We start from the raw sequence: 20341 nt of genomic DNA, 5'->3' as shown, positions 1-20341 counted from the left end.
GTCCAGATCCGTCATCGTGGAGGAAACACCCGAACAGCTCACATCGTGCAACGGTGCGGGGTCGCGCCGGACCTTCGTCACAGCCTTTTCACAGCGGCTCCGGCGATTGGCGGCCCACCGACGCCGGGTACCTCCTCGCCGTGCAGATGGACGACACCTGGCAGCTCCGGCGCTCCACCACCGACCTGGACCGACTCGGCGAGACCGAGTCCGTCTTCGCGCTCGCCAACGGCTGGGTCGGCTGGCGGGGCACCCTCGACGAGGGCCAGCCGTACGGCATGCCCGGCAGCTACCTCAACGGTCTGCACGAGCGGCGGGAGCAGAGCTACCCCGAGGACGGGTACGCCTTCCCGCAGGAGAGCGACACCGTGATCAGTGCGCCCAACGCCGCCCTGATCCGGCTCTGGGTGGCCGGTGAACCGCTGGACCTGCGCACCGGCACCGTGCGTACCCACGAACGGACCCTCGACCTGCGCGCCGGGGTGGTACGCCGGCACACCGAGTGGATCTCGCCGGCCGGGCACGGGGTGCGGATCCGCAGCACCCGGCTGGTCTCGCTGCCCCGGCAGGCGGTCGCCGCCGTCCACTACCAGGTCGAACCGCTCGACGACCGGCCGGTCGAGATCCGGGTCTGCTCGGACGTGCTGGCCAACGAGCGGGTGCCCGAACGCGGCGACGACCCCCGGGCCGCCTCGATCGTCCACGACCCGCTCACCGCCGAACTGCACCGCCCGGACGGTCACCGTGGCGTGCTGGTGCACCGCACCGACCGCAGCGCCCAACGGGTCGCCGTCGCGGTCACCCACGAGACGGAGATTCCGGCGGGCTTCACCGACGGTGACGACCACACCCCGGACCGGCTACGGATGACCGTCGAGGGTCGGCTCGCCCCGGGGGAGCGGGTGCGGCTGACCAAGTTCGCCGCGTACGGGTGCGCGCCGGTCGACGACGGCACCCCCGACGAGCTGGCCGATCTGGTCACCGCCGAGGCCGACGCCGCCCGGCGGCACGGGTTCGACGCGCTGCTGGCCGACCAGCGGGCCGTCCTCGACGAACGGTGGCGCACCGCCGACGTGGAGATCGACGGCGACCCGGAACTCCAGCAGGCCGTCCGGTTCTCGGTGTTCCACCTGCTCCAGGCCGGTCGGCCCGACGGGGACCGGACCATCGCGGCGAAGGGGCTCACCGGCAACGGCTACGACGGGCACGTGCTGTGGGACACCGAGAGCTACGTGCTGCCGGTGCTGACGTACCTGCTGCCCGAGGTGGCCCGGGGGGCACTGCGCTGGCGGCACGCCCACCTGCCCGAGGCCCGGGAACGCGCCGCCGAGCTGCGGCTGACCGGCGCGACCTTCCCCTGGCGGACCATCGGCGGCCGGGAGTGCTCCGGCTACTGGCCCGCCGGCACCGCCGCGCTGCACGTCAACGCCGACGTCGCCGACGCGGTGCTGCGCTACGTCACGGTCACCGGCGACCAGGTGTTCCTCGCCGACACCGGGCTGGAACTGCTGGTGGAGACGGCCCGGCTCTGGGCCGGCTACGGCCACTGGTCCGACGACGGCGCGTTCCACGTCACCGGGATCACCGGCCCCGACGAGTACGCCGCCCTGGTCGACGACAACGTCTTCACCAACCTGATGGTCCGGCGCAACCTGCGGGGGGCCGCCGACGCCGCCGAAGGGCACCCGGAGCGGGCCGCCGCGCTCGGCGTCGACCCGGCCGAGATCGCCGGCTGGCGGGCCGCCGCCGACGCCGTGCACCTGCCCTACGACCGTAAGCGCGGGGTGCACCAGCAGGCGGCGGGCTTCACCGACCAGCCCGAGTGGGACTTCGCGGCGATGACCGACGACGACTACCCGCTGCTGCTGCACTACCCCTACCTGGAGCTGTACCGGCGGCAGGTGGTCAAGCAGGCCGACCTGGTGCTGGCCATGCAGCGCTGCCCGGGGGAGTTCACCGCCGAGGTCAAGGCCCGCAACTTCGCCTACTACCAGGCCCGCACGGTCCGCGACTCGTCGCTGTCGGCCGGCTCGCAGGCCGTGCTCGCCGCCGAGCTGGGCCACCTGGACCTGGCGTACGACCTGTTCGCCGAGGCGGCGCTGCACGACCTCGCGGACCTCGGCGACAAGACCGGCGACGGGCTGCACCTGGCCGCGCTGGCCGGGGCGTGGACCGCGGTGGTGGAGGGCTTCGGCGGGCTGCGCGACGACACCGGCGTGCTGTCGTTCGACCCCCGGCTGCCGGCCCCGATCGACCGGCTCACCTTCCACCTGCGGTGGCACGGGCAGCGGCTACGGGTCACCCTGACCCGGGACGAGGCCCGCTACGAGCTGCCCGACGCCGACCCGACGACGACCGTCGAGCTGCGGCACGCCGGGGAGCCGGTGACCGTCACCGGTGGGGCCGCGGTGACCCGGCCGATGCCGCCGGTGCCCGACCCGGGGCCGGAGCCGCCGTCACCGCACGGCCGGCGGCCCACCCGTCGGGCCTGATCCGCCGTGCCCGCCCGTCGGGCCTGAGCCGCCGTGCCCGCCCGTCGGGCCTGACCCGCCGCGCATCCGCTCCCGCACGGCGGCCAGCTCCTCGAAGGCGTACGCCCAGTTGTGGCACTTGAAGCTGCGCAGCCCGGTGACCGGGGTGTGGCAGTCGAGGCAGTGCACCCCGGCGATCGCGTCCGGGACCTCGGTGTTGACGTACCGGCGGTCGCCGAGGATCACCGTGGCGATCATCGTCGGGTCGTGCACGCCCTTGAGGGCCGAGGCGACGATGTCCAGCCAGGTGGCCCGGCGCCCGCACTTGGGGCAGTCCGGTTCGTCGCCGCTGACCCACAGGGGTGCGCCGATGCTCTGCGCCGGCATGCCGAGGAGCTTCTCCAGCCGGCGCACGTCGTGTTCCGGGGTGGTCCAGCGGTGCCGCCCCGGCAGCGAGGCGGGTGAGTCGTACACGGCCCGGAACAGGGCCGGGTCCACCTCCACGGTCTCCCGGGCAGGGTCCATCGGGGCCTCCTCGGCGACAGGCGATGTCACCGTCATACCGGCAGGTGGCCACTGCGCGCAGCCGGCTCGCCGACACGGCGGGTCAACATGTCGTCGCCCCGGGTGCTAGACATCGGGGTGTGCCGCCGTGCGGCGGTGGACCGTGAGCGGAAGGGGAGGGCCGGTGACCGCGCCGACCGACGCCGAGCAGAGGCCGAACGTGGCCCGGATGTACGACTACTACCTCGGCGGGTGCCACAACTTCGCCGCCGACCGGGCCGCCGCCGAACAGATCCTGCGGATCTTCCCGGACACCGGGATCGCCGCCCAGGCCAACCGGCACTTCCTGCGCCGGGCCGTCCGGCACGCCGCCGAGCTGGGGGTACGCCAGTTCCTCGACATCGGCGCCGGGCTGCCCACCCAGGGCGGCGTGCACGAGATCGTCCGTCAGGTCGCCCCCGACTCGGCGGTGGTCTACGTCGACTACGACGAGGTCGCCGTCGCGCACGCCCGGCGGTTGTTGCCGGTCGACCGGCGGATCACCGTGGTCCGGGGCGACCTGCGCCGGCCGGACGAGCTGCTGGCCCGCCCCGAGGTCCGGGCGGTGCTCGACTTCGACCGCCCGGTCGCCGTGCTGCTGGTGGCGGTGCTGCACTTCGTCACCGACGCCGAGCAGCCGTGGGACGCGGTGGCCCGGCTGCGGGAGGCGACCGTCCCGGGCAGCCCGCTGGTCGTGTCCCACCTGACCCTGGACGGTGCCCCGCCGCTGCCCGTCCAGCAGGGGCAGGCGGTCTACCGGCGCAGCAGCGCCCCGCTGCTGCCCCGCCCGCACGCCGAGGTGCTGCGCTTCCTCGACGGGTACGACCTGGTCGAGCCGGGTCTGGTCCGGGTGGCCGACTGGCGGCCCGACGGGGAGCCGCAGGAACGGGTCTCCCACGGCTACGCCGGGATGGGCCTGCGCCGCTGACGGCTCCCCTGCCCGGGGCGGGGCTGGCGCGGGTGCTCCCCGCCCCGGGCGGGGGCGCGGATCACGGTGTCGGGGTCTGCGGGGCGAGGCGTCGGCCGAGGCGCAGCACCAGCAGCGCCACCAGCGCCCCGGCCACACCGAGGGCGTACATGGCCGGTACGCCGCTGGCCAGCGCCGCCCCGCCGGCCGTGGTGCCCAGGCCGATGCCCAGGTAGATGGCGGACGAGTTCAGCGACACCACCAGCGGGGCCTGCTGCGGTGCGGCGCTGATCAGCCGGTGCTGCTGGGCCGGGGTCTGGCACCAGCTCGCCGCGCCCCAGCCGGCGACCAGCAGCCCCACCAGGGGCATCGGCGCGGAGCCGGTGACGCTGAACGCACCGAGTCCGCCCAGCGCGACGGCCATGGTGGCGTACCCGACGACCAGCACCGGCACCGCTCCCCACCGGTCGGTGGCGTAGCCGGAGGTCACGTTGCCGGCGACCGCGCCCAGGCCGTAGAGCAGCAGCATCAGGTTGACCTGGTACGCGTCGACGCCGAGCGCGCCGAGGGTCGGCGCCGCGAAGGCGTACACGGTGTAGCTGGCGGCCATGCCGATCACGGTGAGCGGCAGCACGGTGAGCACGGCGGGCTGGCGCAGCGCGGCGGACCGGGCGCGTAACGGCACCGCCGGGCCGCCGGGCAGCGCGGGCATGGCCAGCCGGACGGCCACCGCGACGGCGGACGCCAGCAGGGCCACCGCGACGAGCGCGGCCCGCCAGCCGAGCCACCGGGCGGTCAACCCGCCGAGCGGGACGCCGAGGGCGGTGGCGACGGTGAGTCCGCCGATCACCACGGCCAGCGCCCGGCCCCGCAGCGTCGGCGGCACGAGGGAGGCGGCGACGGCACCCGCGTTCGGGGTGTACGCGGCGGCACCGGCGGCGGCGACGATCCGGCCGGCGACCAGCACCGGCAACGTGTCGGCCACCGCCGAGAGCAGGTTTCCGGCGGCGAGCACCAGCAGCGCGGCGACGAGCAGCGTGCGGCGGGGCAGCCGGGCGGTGACGGTGGACAGCACCGGGGCGAGGATCGCGTACGCGATCGCGAAGACGGTCACCGACTGGCCGGCGGCGGCGGTGGACACCCGCAGCTCGACGGCCAGGTCGGGCAGCAGCCCGGCGACCACGAACGCGTCGGTGCCGACGGCGAAGGTGCCGGTGGCGAGGATCAGCGTGGCTCCCAGGCCCCGGCGGGGCGGGGTGGTGGCCGGCCCCGGGCCGGCGTGGGCGCGCAGGTGGGACATGGGGTCAGCGGGGCGGTAGCGCCGCGTGGCGGCGGCGGGTGCGTTCGGCCGCCTCGGCGGGGGCCGCGGCGAGCAGGTCGGCCAGGGTGTGACCGGCCAGCTCGCGTCGCCAGGCGAGGTCGGCGCGGTGCATCACGGTGCTGATGGCGCACGGGACGCGGAACTCCGGCGCGGCGGGGTCCACCCCCGCGCCGCGCTGGCGGATCTCGGTGCAGCGGAACGGGTTGTCGGCCCCGTCGATCGCCACCGTCACCGCCAGCACTGTCACCTCGGCCGGGGGCCGGGCGAGCCGGAACCCGCCGCGTGCGCCGGGCACCGACTGGAGGATGCCGGCCCGGGTGAGGGCCTGAAGGCACTTGGTGAGGTACGCCGGGGGTAGCGCGAACCATTCGGCGAGCCGGGCGGCGGGCATGGGGTGGTCGTCGCCGATCCAGGCGAGGGTGAGGCAGCAGTGCAGCCCCCACTCGACCTGTTCACTCATCCGCACAACCAGGATATTACATGTCCTGGTTCCTGTCGGGTGCCCGCGACACCGTGCCGATTCGGGGGGCACAGGCTCCCTGCCTGCACACCGCATAATGGTGACGGCCTCCGTGCGGACGGGTGGGGGCGCTGAGCAGCGACGGCCGCCGGCCGGGTGTCGGGGCGACGAGCGGAGACGGCGGTACGGTGACCCAGGCGATGCCGAACGTGACCCGGAACACCCGCCAGCGTGGCGAGGTGCTGGCGTTGCTGCGGGAGGTCGACGGCTTCCACACCGCGCAGCAACTGCACCAGATGCTGGTGGCCCGCAAGGCCCGGGTCGGGCTGACCACCGTCTACCGCACCCTGCAACTGCTCGTCGACACCCAGGAGATCGACTCCACCCGGCTGCCCGGCGGCGAGCAGTTGTTCCGCCGGTGCAGCGAGAGCCGGCACCACCACCACCTGGTCTGCCGGCAGTGCGGTAGCACCGTCGAGGTGGCCGGGCCGGCGGTCGAGCGGTGGGCCGACCAGGTCGCCGCCGAACACGGCTTCACCGAGGTCGGCCACACCTTCGAGATCTTCGGTACCTGCGCGGCCTGCGCCCGCTGACCGGCCGCCGGACGCGCCCACGGCGGTGCGGTGCGGTGTGGCCGGTGGTCCGGCGAGCGGTGCGGTGCCTGTACGGCCGGCGGTGCGAGGCGGCCCGTGGTCCGGCGAGCGGTGGGGTGCGCGTCCGCACCCCGGGCCGCTCGCCGGATCCGTGATGTGTCAGCAGTTCCGCAGCTCGGGGGACTGGTTCAGCAGTTGCCCACGGGTGGAGACGAACCGGCGGTAGGGCGTGCCGTCGACAGCCGAGGGGCGGAACGCGGCCACCCGGTGGCAGTTCTGGAACGCCAGCTTCACCCCGAAGTGACGCTCCAGGCTGGACCGGATGGCGTCGCTGGCCAGGGCGCGCAGCAACTGTCCCCGTTCCGCCTCGCCGGGCGGGGGCACCGAGTTGTCCGCCTGGTCCGATCCGGACGACTCCAGGTCGGCGACGACCCGGCTGACGGTCTGCCAGGCGTACGGCAGGGAGTCCCGTACGCAGGCGATGAAGTCCCGGTCGTCGACCGGACCTGCTTCGGCGGCTTCCAGCAGGGTGGGTGGCACGGTGAGAGACATGATCCTCCTTAGATGATAACGACTACGATTTTCATTAGCGGTGGCTGGCTGAGCACATCACGCCACCCCACCCGCGTCAACACCGACACTCCGGCCGCCCGCGAGCCGGCCGCTGGCTGCCCACCCGCTGATCGCCGGCGATCCGCCGGTCAGCCCCGGGCCGCCCGTACGCCGGCTTCCAACTGCCCACCTGCCGGCGCTCCGGCGGTGCCGCACACCGGCCTCCGATAACGGGCGCTACGCACAGTGCCGAACCGTGATCCCCCACCTTGATGGTTTCATCGACCTGATCCGACTAATTGCCCACCCAGGATGCCCGGTCATGATTCCCGTGGCAGGCTCATCGACGAAAGTGATTCGTCCGCTGACAGTCCTGTCACTGTTCCCCCGGAGGCATTGATGAAAAAGTCGATCAGCGCTCTCGCCCTGCTGGTGAGTACGGCCGTGGTCGGCACCGCGACCCCCGCCGTGGCCGCTGCCGCCGACCAGGATTCCCACCGGCACTGCATCGCCAATCTGGACACCGGCCGGATCACCTGTGCCAGTGACCAGCAGCAGGCCCGACGTCTCAGTGGAATCTCGGCGGCAGCGCAGACGATTGCCATTTTCTACGACAGCACCGGATACGACACCGGGGCCGGCACGTTCACCTGGACCCAGTCCCGTGACTGCACCCCCGGTTACGACAGTGAATGGCAGTGGGACGACCTGAACAGCATCGGCTGGGGCAACCGGGTCAGTTCGGTGCACACCTACAACCAGTGCGACGTCAAATTCTTCAACAAGGTGAACTTCGGGGGCGCCGCCTCGACGTGGATCGACCAGTCGTCGAACCTCGCCAACATCGGCGACGGCTGGAACAACCGGGCCGGCTCGGTCAAGTTCTCCTGACCCGCGTCCGTCATGCCACACTGCCCCCCGGTCCACACCGGGGGGCAGTTCGCTACCGGCATCCCCGGCAGGGCAGCCGTCAGCGGGGTGCGCTGCCGAACGCGCTGGACAGGTAGGCGCGGGAGTCGGCGAGTGCGCCCTCGATGATCCGGGCCGCCTCGCGGGCCTCCTCGGGCCGGTGTCCGGCCTGCACCTGGAGCCGGAACCGGGACGAGCCGGTCGGGGTCACCGGGAACTCCACCATGAACGCGAGCACCCCCCGGTCGAAGAGCAGCCGGTTGGCCGTCCGGGCCAGCTTCTCGTTGCCGATCAGCAGCGGCACGATCGGCGACGGCTCACCCATGCAGGTCAGGCCCCGGCCGGTCAGCTCGTCGCGGAGGGCGTGGATGGCGGTGAAGAGCCTGGCCCGCAGCGCGTCGCCCTCGGGCGAGCGGATGATCCGAGCGGCTTCCCGCACCACGGCGGTCTGCACCGGGGACAGCGCGTTGGAGAAGAAGTGCGAGCCGCCGAACATCTTGACGTACTGCTTGAGGGCCGGGGAGCGGGACGCGACGAAGCCGCCGTTGGAGCAGAACGTCTTGGAGAACGCCCCCATCACGATGTCGACCTCGCCGAGCAGGCCCTGCATCCCCAGCACGCCGGTGCCGCCCGGCCCCATCGAGCCGAGGTCGTGCGCCACGTCGACCAGCAGCGTGGCGTCGTGTTCCCGGCAGACGCGTTGCAGGGTGACCAGGTCCGGCCAGTCGGCGTCCACCGAGAAGAGCCCGTCGGTGACCACCAGGATGCCGTTGCGGGTGTCGGTGGCCCGGATCTCGGTCAGGTGCCGGCGTACCGCCTCGACGTTGAGGTGTTCGTAGCGGACCACGTTGCGGGTGGCCGCCCGCGCGCCCTGCTGGAGGCAGGAGTGCGCCAGCCGGTCGATCAGGATGTGGTCGGACTGCCGGACCAGGCCGACGACCGCGCCGAAGCCGGCCGCCCAGCCGGTCGGGAAGAGCGTCACGTGCTCCAGCCCGGTCAGCTCGCCGAGGGCGGCCTCCAGGTCGTCGGAGATGCGGGTGTTGCCCAGCACCATCGGCGAGCCGGCGCTGTGCGGCCCGTAGTCGTGCATCGCCTTCGCCGCCGCCTCCCGGATTCCCGGGTGGGTGTTGAACGACAGGTAGTCCTGCGAGTTGAAGTTGATGCCCCGGGCCCGTCGGCCCAGGTCGTTGGTGATCTGGGCGACGCTGTCCGGCGCGGCCTCCAGCACCCGGGAGTACTGCCAGGTCTCGGTACGCCGGCGGGCCTGCACCCAGTCGTAGAAGTCCTCGGTACGGGTCAGCAGGTTGCGCCCGGCGGGCCGGTAGAAGTCGTAGGCGTTCTTGTCCAGCGCGTACTCCTCGTCGGGGTCGACGGGGTTGCGCAGGTGGGCCGGCTCCCACATCTCGGTCAGGTCCTCGACGAGCCGGGCCAGCTCGTCGTCGGCCCCGTCGAGGGCGGCGAGGTCGTCCCACGGGATGTGGGTGGCCCAGTTGCGGGTCATCTCGGAGACCTCCGACGCGGTACGCGCCATGGTCTCGACGTCCCCCCGCCGGGCCGCTTCGAGGATGATGCCGATCAGTTCGCCGTCTTCACGCTGGTCCAGCTCGATGGTCACGGTGTGGTCTCCCGGGTGCGTCAGGCGAACAGGTTCTGCTGGTACGTGCGGGACGTCCCGGCGAAGTCGGCGAAGACCGCGTGGTCGGCAGACGACTCCTTCGCGGCGTCGTTGAGCAGGAAGAGGTTGGACGCCTGGAAGAACTCCGACACCGGGGCGACGTCGGCGTGGGTGGCGATGAACCGGTCGGTCTCCTGCTGGTTACCGCGCAGCGCCACGAAGAGCTGCAACTCGTCGTGCCGGTACGGGCGCATCTCGGCCAGCGTGCACACGTAGTCGTGGTAGGCGGCGGCGTTCTGGCTGCGGCGGCGGCTCTCGTACCCGGTCATCGCCTCGTCGATGGACGCGGCCCCGCGCAGCCATCCGTCGAGTGCGGTGCTGGCCAGCTCGGCGTCGCGGAAGGCGTGGGTCATGCCGATCGCGGTGCACTGGTCCTTGGCCGACTCGGCGTCCCCGACGAGCACCCAGCCGGGGCCGTGCAACGGCCGCAGGAACGCCGACTGGTCCAGCGTGCCGTAGATGCGCTCCTGCCGGATCCCCTTGAGCCGGATGACGTCGCCCAGCTCGGGGCTGACGAAGTCCAGCGCCTTCTGGTAGTTGCCCGGCACGTCGGCGCGGAACTCCCGGGACCACTCGCTCGGCCCCCAGACCAGGACCATGTTCTGGCCGAAGTTGGTGGGCACCACCGCACAGGCCAGCCGGCCGCGCCGGTGCAACTGGGCCGGGCCGAGGTCGAAGCCGGACCAGTAGCTCCAGTAGGCGAACGTGCAGCGGGGCCGCTCGTCGAACTTGGGCAGGTCGAGCGCGCGGGCGACGAACGAGTTCCGGCCGTCCGCGCCGACCACGATCCGGGCGCGCTCCTCGACCGGCTCGCCACCGGCGGCCCGCCCCCGGACGCCGACGACCTGCCCGTCCTCGACAATCAGCTCACGGACGGTGAAGCCGGTGCGTACCTCGGCCCCGGCCCGGGCCGCCGCGTCGATCAGGATCTGGTCGAGCACCCGACGCCGCACCGAGGCGTACGTCTGCACCACCCCCGAGTCGTCGCCGTGCAGGTCCCGGAAGTACTCCCGGAGCAGCTCCGGCGGCACCGACCCGGTGAGCCGGATGCCGTCGTTGACCACCTCGACGGTGGTGTGCGCGGGAGTCACCGCCAGCACCTCGTCGAGCAGGCCCCACCGGTTGAGGTAGGACATCCCGTGCGGCCAGAGGAAGTGCGTCGAGATGACGTCGCTGGGGAAGGACGCCCGGTCCACCACCAGCACCCGGTGGCCCTGCCGGGCGAGCAGCAGCGCGGTGGACGCGCCCGCACAGCGGGCACCGATCACGATCGCGTCGTACATCTGTATCGGTCCTTCGTCGGCGGTGGCGGCGGGAGCGCCCGCCGGGGAGAGACTGCCGGCAGGATTCCGCGCAGCTCACCCCGGGTGGCGTGCGGTGTCGGCCACCGGCGGTGGCTGGCCGAGCTGAACGCACGTACGTACGTGCCGCCAGCCCGGCGGAGAGCCTACCGTACGTCCATAGTGGATCTTCAGCGGAACAGTGTCGCCATTCCGACCGGCAGCCCGGGCCGGGCGGGCCGGGAGGTCGCTAGTACGCGCCGAGTGCCCGTAGCAGGTGGTGCATCCCGGAGGAGGGGTTGTCGTCGGGAAACGCGGTGCCGTTGTTCGCGTGTCGCTTCTCCAGCGCCTCCGCCCGGCGGGCTGCCTGCTTTCGGCGAGACATGTAGATGCTGGCGTCGATGCTCTTGCCGGGGCGGCCGTCAAGGCTGCGGCTCGTCTTCTCCGCTTCGGCCGTGTCGACGAACCTGGTGTGCCCGCGGTGGTGCAGCATCAGCCACAGCTCGAAGCACGGGTTCGAGATGGCCAGGCCGATGCCCCTGGCCTGGGCGAGCTGCTTGGCGCGGAGCAGGTTCGGGTGGTTCTTCGGCCACTCCACATCGAAGATGCACCAGCACTCGTCCACCTCCGGGTCGGCCAGGCGGTCGGCGGCCATCTGCACGAGCGTGAGCGGGACGCCCTGGTCGGGGTGGATTTCGAGGTTCAGGGCGGTGTTTCCCGTGATCTCGGGCAGCCTCTTCAGCCCGTTGACGTAGTCGGGCTCGGAGTTCTTCCCCTCGCAGAACACGACTACCGTGCGCAACTCCGGGCGTCGGGCGACGGCCCGCTTCAGGGGCTTTGATTCGCGGCGGCGTGGGCTCATCGTGTCGTCAGCCGATCAGACCGAGCGCCCGGAGGAACTCCGTCTGGTCGACCTGGGGGAGCGCGCCGAACCGGCCGTGCAGGTAGGCGCTCTCGAGGTTCTGCGACTTCCGCACCCGCTCACCGGCGAACTCGGCGAGCGCGCCGAGCCGGGTGGAACCGTCAGGCTGCTTCTCGGTGAGCCAGACCTCATCCCGGTTCAGGTGGTTGAGCAGGCTGGTGTCGTGCGAGGTGAAGATGAGTTGAGCGCCGTGGGGGTTGGTGACCGGGCTCTGGAAGACCCGCAGCAGCTCGGCGGAGAGCGTCGGGTGCAGGCTGGCGTCCAACTCGTCGAAGATGACGATCGACCCTGCCCGTAGCGCGGTGAGCACCGTCCCGATCAGGCCGAACCACGTTTTCGTTCCTTCCGACTCGGCAGCGAAGTCGAGCGGCGCGGACTCGTTTCCTGACCTGTGCAGGAGACGTAGACGGCGTTGGGTCACCGTCCCGCCGTCGGTCGAGACGAATTCCTGCCTGTCGATGACCACATCTTCGATGCCCAGATCCGCGAGGCGCAGCAGGGCCAGCGCCTGTTGCCGACCGCTCAGGGTCGACCAGTCTCTCCCCTCGTCGCCGGCTGCAGCCTCTCCTTTACCGACGAAGGGAACCAGCAATTGCTGGTCGTTTTCTAGTCCATCGAACCAGAGGAACGTGTCAGTTTTGTGGTGGTATGATCCCCACCAGGGAAAGATTCCTCCCGCGCGACTCAGGTGCGGCAGTTGGCCCAGTACCTGAATGTTGAGGACCTCTCTGGCGAAATTCGTGACGAGCGGTTCGTCGAAGCGTCGCGCGGCGGACAGGGCGAGCGTCCGTTCGGTCAGTAACTCTCGGGTTCCGGACAGTGCGCCCAGGCCGCGCTGGAGCTTGAGCTCGGAGCCCTCCCGCTCGAAGATCCGGCGACGCTTCCTCTCGGGATAGTGAAACAGCCCCTCGTAGCTGATGTGGTGGGCGTCGAGTTCGACGACGTACTCGAAGCGCACACCATCCACTGTGGTTTCAATGACGAATTCGCTGCACCCGCCCTGTGTCGGGCCGAAGGCGAAGGGCTCCAGCGGAATCCTGTCTTCCCACAGGCGCAGGGAGTTCTCGACCGCGTGGCGCAGCCAGGCGAGGGCGGCGACGACGTTCGACTTGCCGGATGCGTTCGGCCCGTAGATGGCGGCCCGGGTCAGCAGGCTCTCGCCGAGGCGGGGTGCGTCCCGGGCCGCCTCGCGGTCGCGGTCCACCGCCACCATCGACAGCTCGACACCTTCGGCGATCGACCGGTAGTTGCTGACCTCGAACCTGATGAGCACAGGTGCACGCTACCGCAGGTCAGGGTGCAATCAAGGCCGATTTTTCGGCGGATTCCGACGAAAAACACCCTGTTCAAGCATCAGAAAGGCAGTCACCCACCCACTTCGACCTCCCCGGTGATCAAGAGGCTTGCGTCAAGGTTGATCTTCCCGGTGGCGCAAACCTCTTGATCAGCGGGGCGTCGGAGCCGTCGCCCGTGCAGGGGAACCGCTAGCCAGACCGAGTTGCCGGCCAGCCGGAAAGAGTTCGGGGAAGTCGGATCGGCTGGTGGGCTGGACGATGCGGATGCCTGGCACCCAGGCGCTGGTGAAGCTTGGGGCTTCGGTAGAGGTTCCATCGTCTGGCCGCTACCAAGCCTCGGCTAGGGAGAAAGCAGGATGCCCAGGCCTCCGATGCGGGAGCCGAGGCACACCCTTGCTGCAGTCGGTACGAGCGGCGGCGTCAGTTGTTCTCGGCAGAGTCGATGAAGGTGCAACAATCCCGCCGAGCAGCAGATCCGCATGGTCAAGATCCGTCAGAGAGTATCCAGGAGCTTCGAGCCCTCGACGGAGCCTAGCAATTCACGCTGATCCGCTCATACCTCGCCCCCGCACACGACGCCAACGTCAGGAACGCTCTCACCGAACTCGCCGCTGGCCGTCTCTGGCTACACGCCGCCGTAGCCACCACCTGATCAGTCGCGAGCGGGTTACCGGCAGGTTCCGTCGCGCTTCTACCTTTCCGTTCGCGGCCTGGGCGTGCCGACTCGGCGAGCGGCGACCGGCGCGGGTGGCGGCTTCGGCGTCGGCCGGATCGGACTTGCCCTGCCAGCGGCGGGTCTTATGGTCGGCCTCACTCGGCCACCCTTTGTGGGCCGTGCGTCCAGACTCACTCGGTCGATTGACCCTCGTCGCAAATCAATCAGCATGACATAATGCGACGGCTATAGGTGCCAAATGCTAATCAATATCCGACCACTGTCGACGGATTGTCCGTTTGTAGCTGATTGGTAGCTTTGGTTCAGCTATGCGACGTGTTTGTACTCAGGCCGGGTTGCCCAGCTTGTCCCAGCCGAGAGTGCTGCCGCCACTGGGCGGCCGAGTCCCTTCTGTGGAGAGGTGAGAATGCGCGCTAACGAGACTGTCTTGCGGAACGTTCTTCAAGGCGAGAGACAGTTCGTCATCCCTCTGTATCAGCGTCCCTATAGCTGGAAGAGACCCCAGCTCGAACGGCTCTGGTTGGATGTTCGGGAGTTGATCGAATCACCCGATACTGATAACCACTTCATGGGGTCGCTGGTGCTGGCGCAGAATGAACCCATGGCGGCATCAGGAATACAAAGTTGGCTCGTAGTTGACGGCCAGCAAAGGCTTACGAGCCTCAGTGTCCTACTCTGCGCGATTCGGGATCGTATTCATCGCGTCGACTCGGTCTTCTCACGGAAAGTAAATGTTCAGTATCTGACTAACGAATTCACGGGGAGCCTCGATACTTACAAGCTTCTCCCAACCCAGGCCGACCGATCAGTATGGATGGCGCTGGTTGACTCGCGGGTTGATGTTGAAGTCGGAAATAGACTTGAGGATGCTTACCGCTATTTCTGTGGCCAGCTCGAAAGTTTGCCGGAGGAAGCCGCTTTTGGCGGTAATTCGTTCGTTGACTCCCTCAAGGACGTGGAGCGGGTTGTCACGACGCGACTGACGTTTGTCGAGATTACCGCTCAAAGTGGTGACAACGTTTACCGCATATTCGAATCGCTGAACAACACTGGACTGAAGCTGACTCAGGCTGACTTGCTGCGTAATTATCTATTTATGCGTTTACCGGAGCGTTCCGAGCGAGTGTATCGAGATCACTGGCTTCCCCTGCAAAAGCTTCTTGATGAGGAGAGTCTGGTTGAGCTAATTTGGCTTGATCTAGTTCTCAAGGGTAACAGGAGTGCAAATAAGCATTCGATCTACGAGGCGCAACGCAGGTTTCTTGAGTCGTTGCACACGGAGGAGGCAATCGAAAAGTGGGTTGAGGCGCTGTTGTGCAAAGCAATGATTTTCCGTCGAGTACTGGTGCCGAGCGAGGAAAATGATCCGGTTGTTCGGGCAGCGCTCGATAGGCTGCATAGATGGAAAGCGAAGGTTCTTCATCCGGTAGCGCTGCGCGTTCTGCTTGCTTATGACGATGGCAGAATGTCTTCGCAGGAAACGGCTGATGCTCTCCGAGCCGTGGAAAGTTATCTGGTTCGGCAGCTGATTGTTGGCACAGGCCGTACTGGAAGTAACGTCCTCCTTGCTGACCTGATCAAGACTCTTGGTAATGAGACACCTTATAGCGAGCGGATAATCGAAATTCTCGCAGGTCAGCGGCGGCGGTTCCCGGCTGACGACCAAGTCCGCGAAGCCATGATAAATCAACCTTTCTACTGGCGGGGCAAGGAGTGGCAGAAAAACTTCATCCTTCGAAGTCTTGACGAGAGTTTCGGACGCGTCGAGGTGGTCGACTACGAAAAATCGAAGCTGACGATAGAGCATGTTCTGCCTCAGCAGATGACCGCCGAATGGCGTTCGTCACTAGACGCCAATCTCGATGAGTTCGACTCTGCTGATGAAGCTCACGAATTCATCGTCCACACAGTTGGCAACTTGACCCTATCGGCCTACAACGGATCGCTTTCAAATAAGCCTTTTGCGGACAAGAAAAAAATACTTGCTCAAAGCGGGCTGTCGATGAATCTTGCCATTGCCGGCTCGGAGTCTTGGGGCGTTGCTGAGATCAGGAAGCGAAGCGCGGAGCTCGCCGAAAGGGCGATCAGTATTTGGCCTGGCCCGGTCGGTTCTAGTGGAGCAAGTGAGGTGAAGCGCCTTGCGGCTGTGAAAGCGGTTTTGAGTCAGATTCCCCGAGGTAGCTGGACCAATATCCTCAGCCTTGCTCAGGCTGCTGGGACGCACCGCCGTCTGATTGGGAAACTGCTTGTCGAGGAAGATTTGCCCAATGCTCATCGGGTTCTTCGGAGCGACGGATCAGTTCCACCCCACTCGGTTGATCCCGAAGCGCAGTTGCGTCTGCTGGTGTCGGAGGGGGTTAAAATGGTTGGTGGGCGTAGGGCAAGCCGCGCTCAGCATCTTGGGTATGTGGATCTAGTCCACGCCTCAGAGGACTACGGAGATGGCGGCTGACCCCGTATGCTACTCGGGTGCGTAGTGCTGCTGAGCGATGCTTTCGCAGCCGTTTCAGAATCATCATGGCGGTGCATAGTTGGTCAGGCTGTTGGTGTCGATCAGGAACTAAGCTCGGTTGGGACTAGGTATTTTCAAGGATCTGGACCACCCGGACCTTCCGCCGTGCTGAGTCAGCCTTTGCTAAGTGCGTGTTTGAGATGGGGTTGATCAGGCGCAGGTGGAGGTGCGGCGGGCTTGACGGCGTGCTGGTTGGTCGCGGGTGATGCGGCGGGTCATGCCGGCGATCGCGGCCCAGCGGATGAAGGCCGCCGAGACGGCCGGTTGGCGCTCGTAGTCGCGGGCGAGCCGGCGGCAGGCGGTGAGCCAGGCCAGGGTGCGTTCCACGACCCAACGGCGTGGGTGGACGGCGAAGCCGCGTTGGTCGGCGGGTTTGCGGACGATCTCCAGCGTGGTGCGCAGGGTGTCGCGGGTCCAGTCGACGAGTCGCCCAGCGAATCCCTGATCGGCGAAGACGTGCCGGATCGGGGTGACCATGTAAGCGCTGAGCAGGGCCGTTTTGGCTCCGTCGCGGTCCTGCCAGCTCGCGGCGAGCACGGTCACGGTGATCAGCAGGCCCAGGGTATCGGTGATGATGAACCGTTTCCGGCCGTTGATCTTCTTGCCCGCGTCGTAGCCTCGGCTGTCCCGGCCGACGGTGTCGGCGCCCTTCACGCTCTGCGAATCGATGATCCCCGCCGACGGCTCCGGCTGGCGGCCCTGTTGCACCCGGGCCTTGATCCGGAGCGTGGTCAGGAGTTTCTCCGTCACGCCGGCTTCTCCCCACCGGGTGAAGTACCAGTACACCGTCTGCCACGGCGGCAGGTCAGCCGGCAGATAGCGCCACGGGCACCCCGACCGCACCACGTACAGGATCGCGTTGACGATCTCCCGCCGCGGGTGCTTCTCCCGCCGGCCGTCGGTGTTCGGCTCCGGCAACAGCGGCGCGATCAGCGTCCACTGAGCGTCGGTCAGGTCCGAGGGGTAACCACGACGCGCAGACACCGCGCCACCCTGCCCGCCGCGGCAGCCGATGTCATGCCGCCACGCCGTCCACATCAGACCTTCTCAAACACGCACTAAGACATCGTGGAGGAAGGTCAGGAATCACAATTCAATGCATGGTGCCCTGAAATCTTGTGTAACTCATCAGGTCATTTTGTCGTGGATATCCATGGGGTTCTTTTCGTCGTGACGGGCCTGGCGGCGATGAGTCTGAAAGAGAGCTGTTGTCGATATAGGACGAGGCTCCCGGTAAGACAGCGGACGACCAAGATCCGATGCCGCAACCGGGAGCCTCACTGTGCTGTCTGACCCGGCCACGGTCGGTAGAGGCTCCGTTGCCTAGCCGCTACCGAGCCTCCGCCAGGCAGAGAGCAGGATGCCCCGGCCTCCGATACCGGAGCCGGGGCACGTCCTTGCCGCCGTGGGTACGAGTAGAGGCGTCAGTTGTTCTTGAGGGAGTCGACGAAGGTACGCCAGCCCTGAGCGTCGAAGGCCAGGGTGGGGCCGGTCTGGTCCTTGCTGTCCCGGACGGCCACCCCGTCGCGGAGGTCGGCCACCTCGACGCACGCGCCGCCGTTGGAGTCGCTGCGGGTGGACTTCCGCCACACCGCGTCGGTGAGGTCCGGGTTCGTCATGTCAGCCCCTACTTCATCTCGTCGGCGATCCGCAGGATCAGCCTGCGGGACTCCGCCGGCCCCAGGGCCGCAGCCTGAAGGCGACCCCACAGCCGATTGTAGGCCCGGATTGCCTCGGGGCTGTCGAGGTAATCCGCGTCCGTGAACGTCTCCAGGTAGACCACATCCGAGGCGACCTCCTGCCCGAACCGGAGGGTGATGAAGTTGTACGAGGAGGTCACGTAGGTCTGGGCGTCCAGCGGAAATACCTGGATGGTGATGTTCGGGCGGTTGGCGAGCGTGGCGATGTGGGACAACTGCTCCCGCATGGTCGCTCGGTCACCGAGGTCCCGCCGGAGCGCGGACTCGCTGAGGATGAAGTTCAGCTCCGGCCCGTCCGGGCGGTCGATGACCTTCTGCCGATCGAGGCGCACTGCGGTCTGTCGGTCTACGTCATCTCCTTCGATGATCGCCCGGATGTAGGGCTCGGTCTGGAGGATGCCGGGGATGACCTCGGACTGGTACCAGCGGATCTCTGCCGCGTCCGCCTCCAGGTCGAGGTACTGCCGGAACCAGTCCGGCACCACGTTGCGGTAGCCGGTCCACCGTCCGCGCTGCCTGCCGGCGCGGGCGAGTTCCCGTAGTGGTTCCGCCTCCTCCGGCGGCACGCCGTAGAAGTCGAGCAGCAGCTTCAGGTCCGTCAGCCGGATGCCGGACTGGCCCAGCTCCAACCTGCTGATCTTGCTGCCTGCGGAGTCGATGACCTCCGCGGCCTCGTCCTGGTTCTTGCCGGCCGCCTCTCGGGCTCGCCTGAGGGCGTTGCCGAGGCGCCGTCGCTGGATCGTCGGGGTGACCATCCAGCGAGTCTCCCCGCCGTGCGGGCCATCGACCCGGCGACACGCCGTGAGTTCCCAAATCAGGGGGAGGCATCTAACATCCCGTTTATAGGTTCCTATTTTGAGGAACCAGAGAGTTCTTCGGGAGGGCTCATGGCTCGGCATGCGAAGGAACCGACGTACCCCGGTCTGCTGGCGCGGCTCTGGCGGCCGTTCCGGCGGCGGCGGGTCGACCCGCTCGACCGCCTCCGGCCGATGCCGAACCACGCGGAGCGCCTGGCGGCGTACCGCGTGAGGGGTGTGGCATCGGTGCCCCACCTGCCGCAACGGCCGTTGCTGCCGGAACGGCCGCTGTTGACGCTGGCGGGGGAGTACCGGGCGGGGTGCTGGTCGTGACGGCACGGCGCAGGCCCGACGGGGAGGACCGGGGCGAGCAGATCCAGGCGGCGGAACGCGAGGCGGCCCGGCAACGGATCCTCGCCCAGGCCGTGGCGGAACGGATACCCGCAGAGGAGACCACCCGGGCGGTACCGGATCGGCGGTGGCGTCGTGGACAGCAGTGAGCTGCTGCCCGTCGGCCGGCGGGTGGCCTACTGGCGGGGGCGGCGCAGGCTGTCGCAGCAGGTGTTCGCCGATCGGCTCGGCCGGTCGAAATCCTGGGTCGACAAGGTGGAGCGGGGCGTCCGGTCGCTGGACAAGGTGTCGACGCTGCGGGACATCGCCGCCGTGCTGCGGATCGACACCGCCGTGCTGCTCGGCCGGGACGCGCGACCCGCCACGGCGGCCGAGCGGGTCGCGGGGGTGGAGCGGATACGGGACGCCCTGTCGGCGTACGAGATCGCTCTGGGTCGACCGGCGGCCCGTGCCGTGCCGCCGGCTGACCGGGTGGTCCGGGACGTCGGGCATGCCTGGGTGCAGTTCCACCATGCCCGGTACCCGCAGGTGGTCGCCGTCCTGCCGGGTCTGCTGGCCGACGTGCAACGGGTCGCCGCCGACGACCACGAGCGGAGCCGCCCGCTGCTGGTGGAGGCGTACCGGCTCACCGCGTCGCTGCTGGTGAAGCTCGGTGAGGTCGACCTGGCCTGGTTGGCCGCCGATCGGGCCATGGCCACCGGGGCCGGCGACCCCCTGCTGGTGGCCGCCGCCACGGTGCAGCTCGGCCAGGTGTTCCGCGCCTCGGGGCGGGCGCGGGCGGCGGTGTCGGCGGCGCTCGCCGCCGCGTACCGGACCGCCCCGCCGGAACCCGACGACGGTGGCCCCGGTGAGTTGTCGTTGTGCGGGACGCTGCTGGTGCAGGCCGCCCTGGCGGCGTCCCGCCGGGGCGACGACCAGGCCGTCGCCGACCTCCTCGACGAGGCCGCCGAGATGGCCGCGCAGGTCGGTGAGGGCCACGACCACCACCGGACCGCGTTCGGGCCGACGGCCGTCGACCTCGCCCGGACCGCCGCCGCCCTCGACCTGGGTCATGCCGGCGAGGCGGTGGCCTGGCACGAGCGGACGACCCGGCGGGACGCCTGGCGGTGGCTACCGCTGGAACACCGGGCGGCGCACCTGGTCGACGCGGCCCGCGCCTACCTCCAGGCCGACGACCCGGCCAACGCCGGCCGGGTGCTGGCCGACGCCGACCGGATGGCCCCCGCCGAGGTACGCCACCGACCGGCCACCCGGGAGGTGCTCGCCCAGGTGGCCCGCACCCGGCACGCCCCGGCCGACATCATCCGGTTGGCCACCACTCTCGGTGTGACCTGACCATGACCGGCACGGCTGGTCCGGCTCGCTGTGGAGAGGAAC

The 20341-nt window shown here is 69.1% G+C and carries 19 protein-coding genes; 8 read left to right on the top strand and 11 right to left on the bottom strand.

Features of this window, described 5'->3' with window-relative positions; translation table 11 throughout:
- Positions 1-146 precede the first annotated feature (146 nt).
- Entirely contained in the window at positions 147-2492 is a 2346-nt protein-coding gene (locus GA0070623_RS17155; protein ID WP_067306460.1) for a glycoside hydrolase family 65 protein, read from the top strand.
- Here GA0070623_RS17155 and GA0070623_RS17150 read toward each other — a convergent pair.
- Positions 2457-2996, bottom strand: coding sequence for a hypothetical protein (locus GA0070623_RS17150; protein ID WP_231932433.1), 540 nt, complete (start codon positions 2994-2996; stop codon positions 2457-2459). The two genes, GA0070623_RS17155 and GA0070623_RS17150, sit on opposite strands and share 36 nt — an antisense overlap.
- Before the next feature lie 163 nt (positions 2997-3159).
- Here GA0070623_RS17150 and GA0070623_RS17145 point away from each other — a divergent pair, with 163 nt between their 5' ends.
- A complete protein-coding gene (locus GA0070623_RS17145) occupies positions 3160-3942 on the top strand; it encodes an SAM-dependent methyltransferase (protein ID WP_231932431.1) in 783 nt (260 codons plus the stop codon).
- Between the two features lie 61 nt (positions 3943-4003).
- Here the strand turns inward: GA0070623_RS17145 and GA0070623_RS17140 are convergent, their stop codons facing one another.
- Positions 4004-5221: an MFS transporter gene (locus tag GA0070623_RS17140; protein ID WP_084261237.1), complete on the bottom strand. Its 1218-nt coding sequence runs from the start codon at positions 5219-5221 to the stop codon at positions 4004-4006.
- A gap of 4 nt (positions 5222-5225) precedes the next feature.
- A complete protein-coding gene (locus tag GA0070623_RS17135; RefSeq protein ID WP_197699993.1) occupies positions 5226-5702 on the bottom strand; it encodes an RrF2 family transcriptional regulator in 477 nt (158 codons plus the stop codon).
- Positions 5703-5902: 200 nt separating this feature from the next.
- On the opposite strand from GA0070623_RS17135, the gene GA0070623_RS17130 reads away from it, so the two are divergent.
- Positions 5903-6295, top strand: coding sequence for a Fur family transcriptional regulator (locus tag GA0070623_RS17130; RefSeq protein WP_067306525.1), 393 nt, complete (start codon positions 5903-5905; stop codon positions 6293-6295).
- Between the two features lie 159 nt (positions 6296-6454).
- On the opposite strand, the gene GA0070623_RS17125 is transcribed toward GA0070623_RS17130, so the two are convergent.
- The gene (locus GA0070623_RS17125) at positions 6455-6847 is read right to left on the bottom strand and encodes an SCO5389 family protein (protein WP_067306466.1); all 393 of its coding nucleotides are present in this window, start codon (positions 6845-6847) and stop codon (positions 6455-6457) included.
- 399 nt (positions 6848-7246) lie between these two features.
- On the opposite strand from GA0070623_RS17125, the gene GA0070623_RS17120 reads away from it, so the two are divergent.
- Entirely contained in the window at positions 7247-7738 is a 492-nt protein-coding gene (locus GA0070623_RS17120; protein ID WP_089004093.1) for a hypothetical protein, read from the top strand.
- A gap of 79 nt (positions 7739-7817) precedes the next feature.
- Here GA0070623_RS17120 and GA0070623_RS17115 read toward each other — a convergent pair whose 3' ends face one another.
- The 4 genes from GA0070623_RS17115 to GA0070623_RS17100 all read right to left on the bottom strand — a co-directional run bounded on the left by GA0070623_RS17115 (position 7818) and on the right by GA0070623_RS17100 (position 12906).
- Positions 7818-9371, bottom strand: a complete 1554-nt coding sequence (locus tag GA0070623_RS17115) for an aminotransferase class I/II-fold pyridoxal phosphate-dependent enzyme (RefSeq protein WP_067306473.1) — start codon at positions 9369-9371, stop codon at positions 7818-7820.
- Positions 9372-9391: 20 nt separating this feature from the next.
- Positions 9392-10720 (bottom strand): NAD(P)/FAD-dependent oxidoreductase, encoded by a 1329-nt coding sequence (locus GA0070623_RS17110; RefSeq protein ID WP_089004092.1) that lies wholly within the window; start codon positions 10718-10720, stop codon positions 9392-9394.
- Positions 10721-10961: 241 nt separating this feature from the next.
- Positions 10962-11498 carry an RloB family protein gene (locus tag GA0070623_RS17105; RefSeq protein WP_197699992.1) on the bottom strand — a complete coding sequence of 179 codons (537 nt, stop codon included), beginning with the start codon at positions 11496-11498 and terminating at the stop codon, positions 10962-10964.
- An 82-nt stretch (positions 11499-11580) separates the two neighbouring features.
- The gene (locus GA0070623_RS17100) at positions 11581-12906 is read right to left on the bottom strand and encodes an AAA family ATPase (protein WP_067306483.1); all 1326 of its coding nucleotides are present in this window, start codon (positions 12904-12906) and stop codon (positions 11581-11583) included.
- A 1104-nt stretch (positions 12907-14010) separates the two neighbouring features.
- Here GA0070623_RS17100 and GA0070623_RS17090 point away from each other — a divergent pair.
- A complete protein-coding gene (locus tag GA0070623_RS17090) occupies positions 14011-16056 on the top strand; it encodes a GmrSD restriction endonuclease domain-containing protein (RefSeq protein ID WP_084261238.1) in 2046 nt (681 codons plus the stop codon).
- A gap of 210 nt (positions 16057-16266) precedes the next feature.
- Here GA0070623_RS17090 and GA0070623_RS17085 read toward each other — a convergent pair whose 3' ends face one another.
- The 3 genes from GA0070623_RS17085 to GA0070623_RS17075 all read right to left on the bottom strand — a co-directional run bounded on the left by GA0070623_RS17085 (position 16267) and on the right by GA0070623_RS17075 (position 18571).
- Positions 16267-17154 (bottom strand): IS5 family transposase, encoded by an 888-nt coding sequence (locus tag GA0070623_RS17085; RefSeq protein WP_084261239.1) that lies wholly within the window; start codon positions 17152-17154, stop codon positions 16267-16269.
- Positions 17155-17540: 386 nt separating this feature from the next.
- Entirely contained in the window at positions 17541-17735 is a 195-nt protein-coding gene (locus GA0070623_RS17080; RefSeq protein ID WP_067306490.1) for a DUF397 domain-containing protein, read from the bottom strand.
- 8 nt (positions 17736-17743) lie between these two features.
- The gene (locus tag GA0070623_RS17075; protein WP_067306493.1) at positions 17744-18571 is read right to left on the bottom strand and encodes a helix-turn-helix domain-containing protein; all 828 of its coding nucleotides are present in this window, start codon (positions 18569-18571) and stop codon (positions 17744-17746) included.
- Between the two features lie 132 nt (positions 18572-18703).
- Between GA0070623_RS17075 and GA0070623_RS17070 the strand changes: the two genes are divergently transcribed.
- Genes GA0070623_RS17070 through GA0070623_RS17060 form a run of 3 tightly spaced genes read left to right on the top strand, consistent with a single transcriptional unit; the run spans position 18704 to position 20299 of the window.
- Positions 18704-18946, top strand: a complete 243-nt coding sequence (locus tag GA0070623_RS17070; protein ID WP_067306496.1) for a hypothetical protein — start codon at positions 18704-18706, stop codon at positions 18944-18946.
- Positions 18943-19113 carry a hypothetical protein gene (locus GA0070623_RS30395; RefSeq protein ID WP_172898416.1) on the top strand — a complete coding sequence of 57 codons (171 nt, stop codon included), beginning with the start codon at positions 18943-18945 and terminating at the stop codon, positions 19111-19113. The genes GA0070623_RS17070 and GA0070623_RS30395 overlap by 4 nt, the downstream gene beginning before the upstream one ends.
- On the top strand, positions 19100-20299 hold the full coding sequence (locus tag GA0070623_RS17060; RefSeq protein ID WP_231932429.1) for a helix-turn-helix domain-containing protein: 1200 nt from the start codon (positions 19100-19102) through the stop codon (positions 20297-20299). Before GA0070623_RS30395 ends, GA0070623_RS17060 begins: the two co-directional genes overlap by 14 nt.
- Positions 20300-20341: the final 42 nt, after the last annotated feature.

The organism is Micromonospora rifamycinica (assembly GCF_900090265.1).
GTDB classification, from domain to species: Bacteria; Actinomycetota; Actinomycetes; order Mycobacteriales; family Micromonosporaceae; genus Micromonospora; species Micromonospora rifamycinica.
This window is presented reverse-complemented; position numbering and strand designations above follow the sequence as displayed.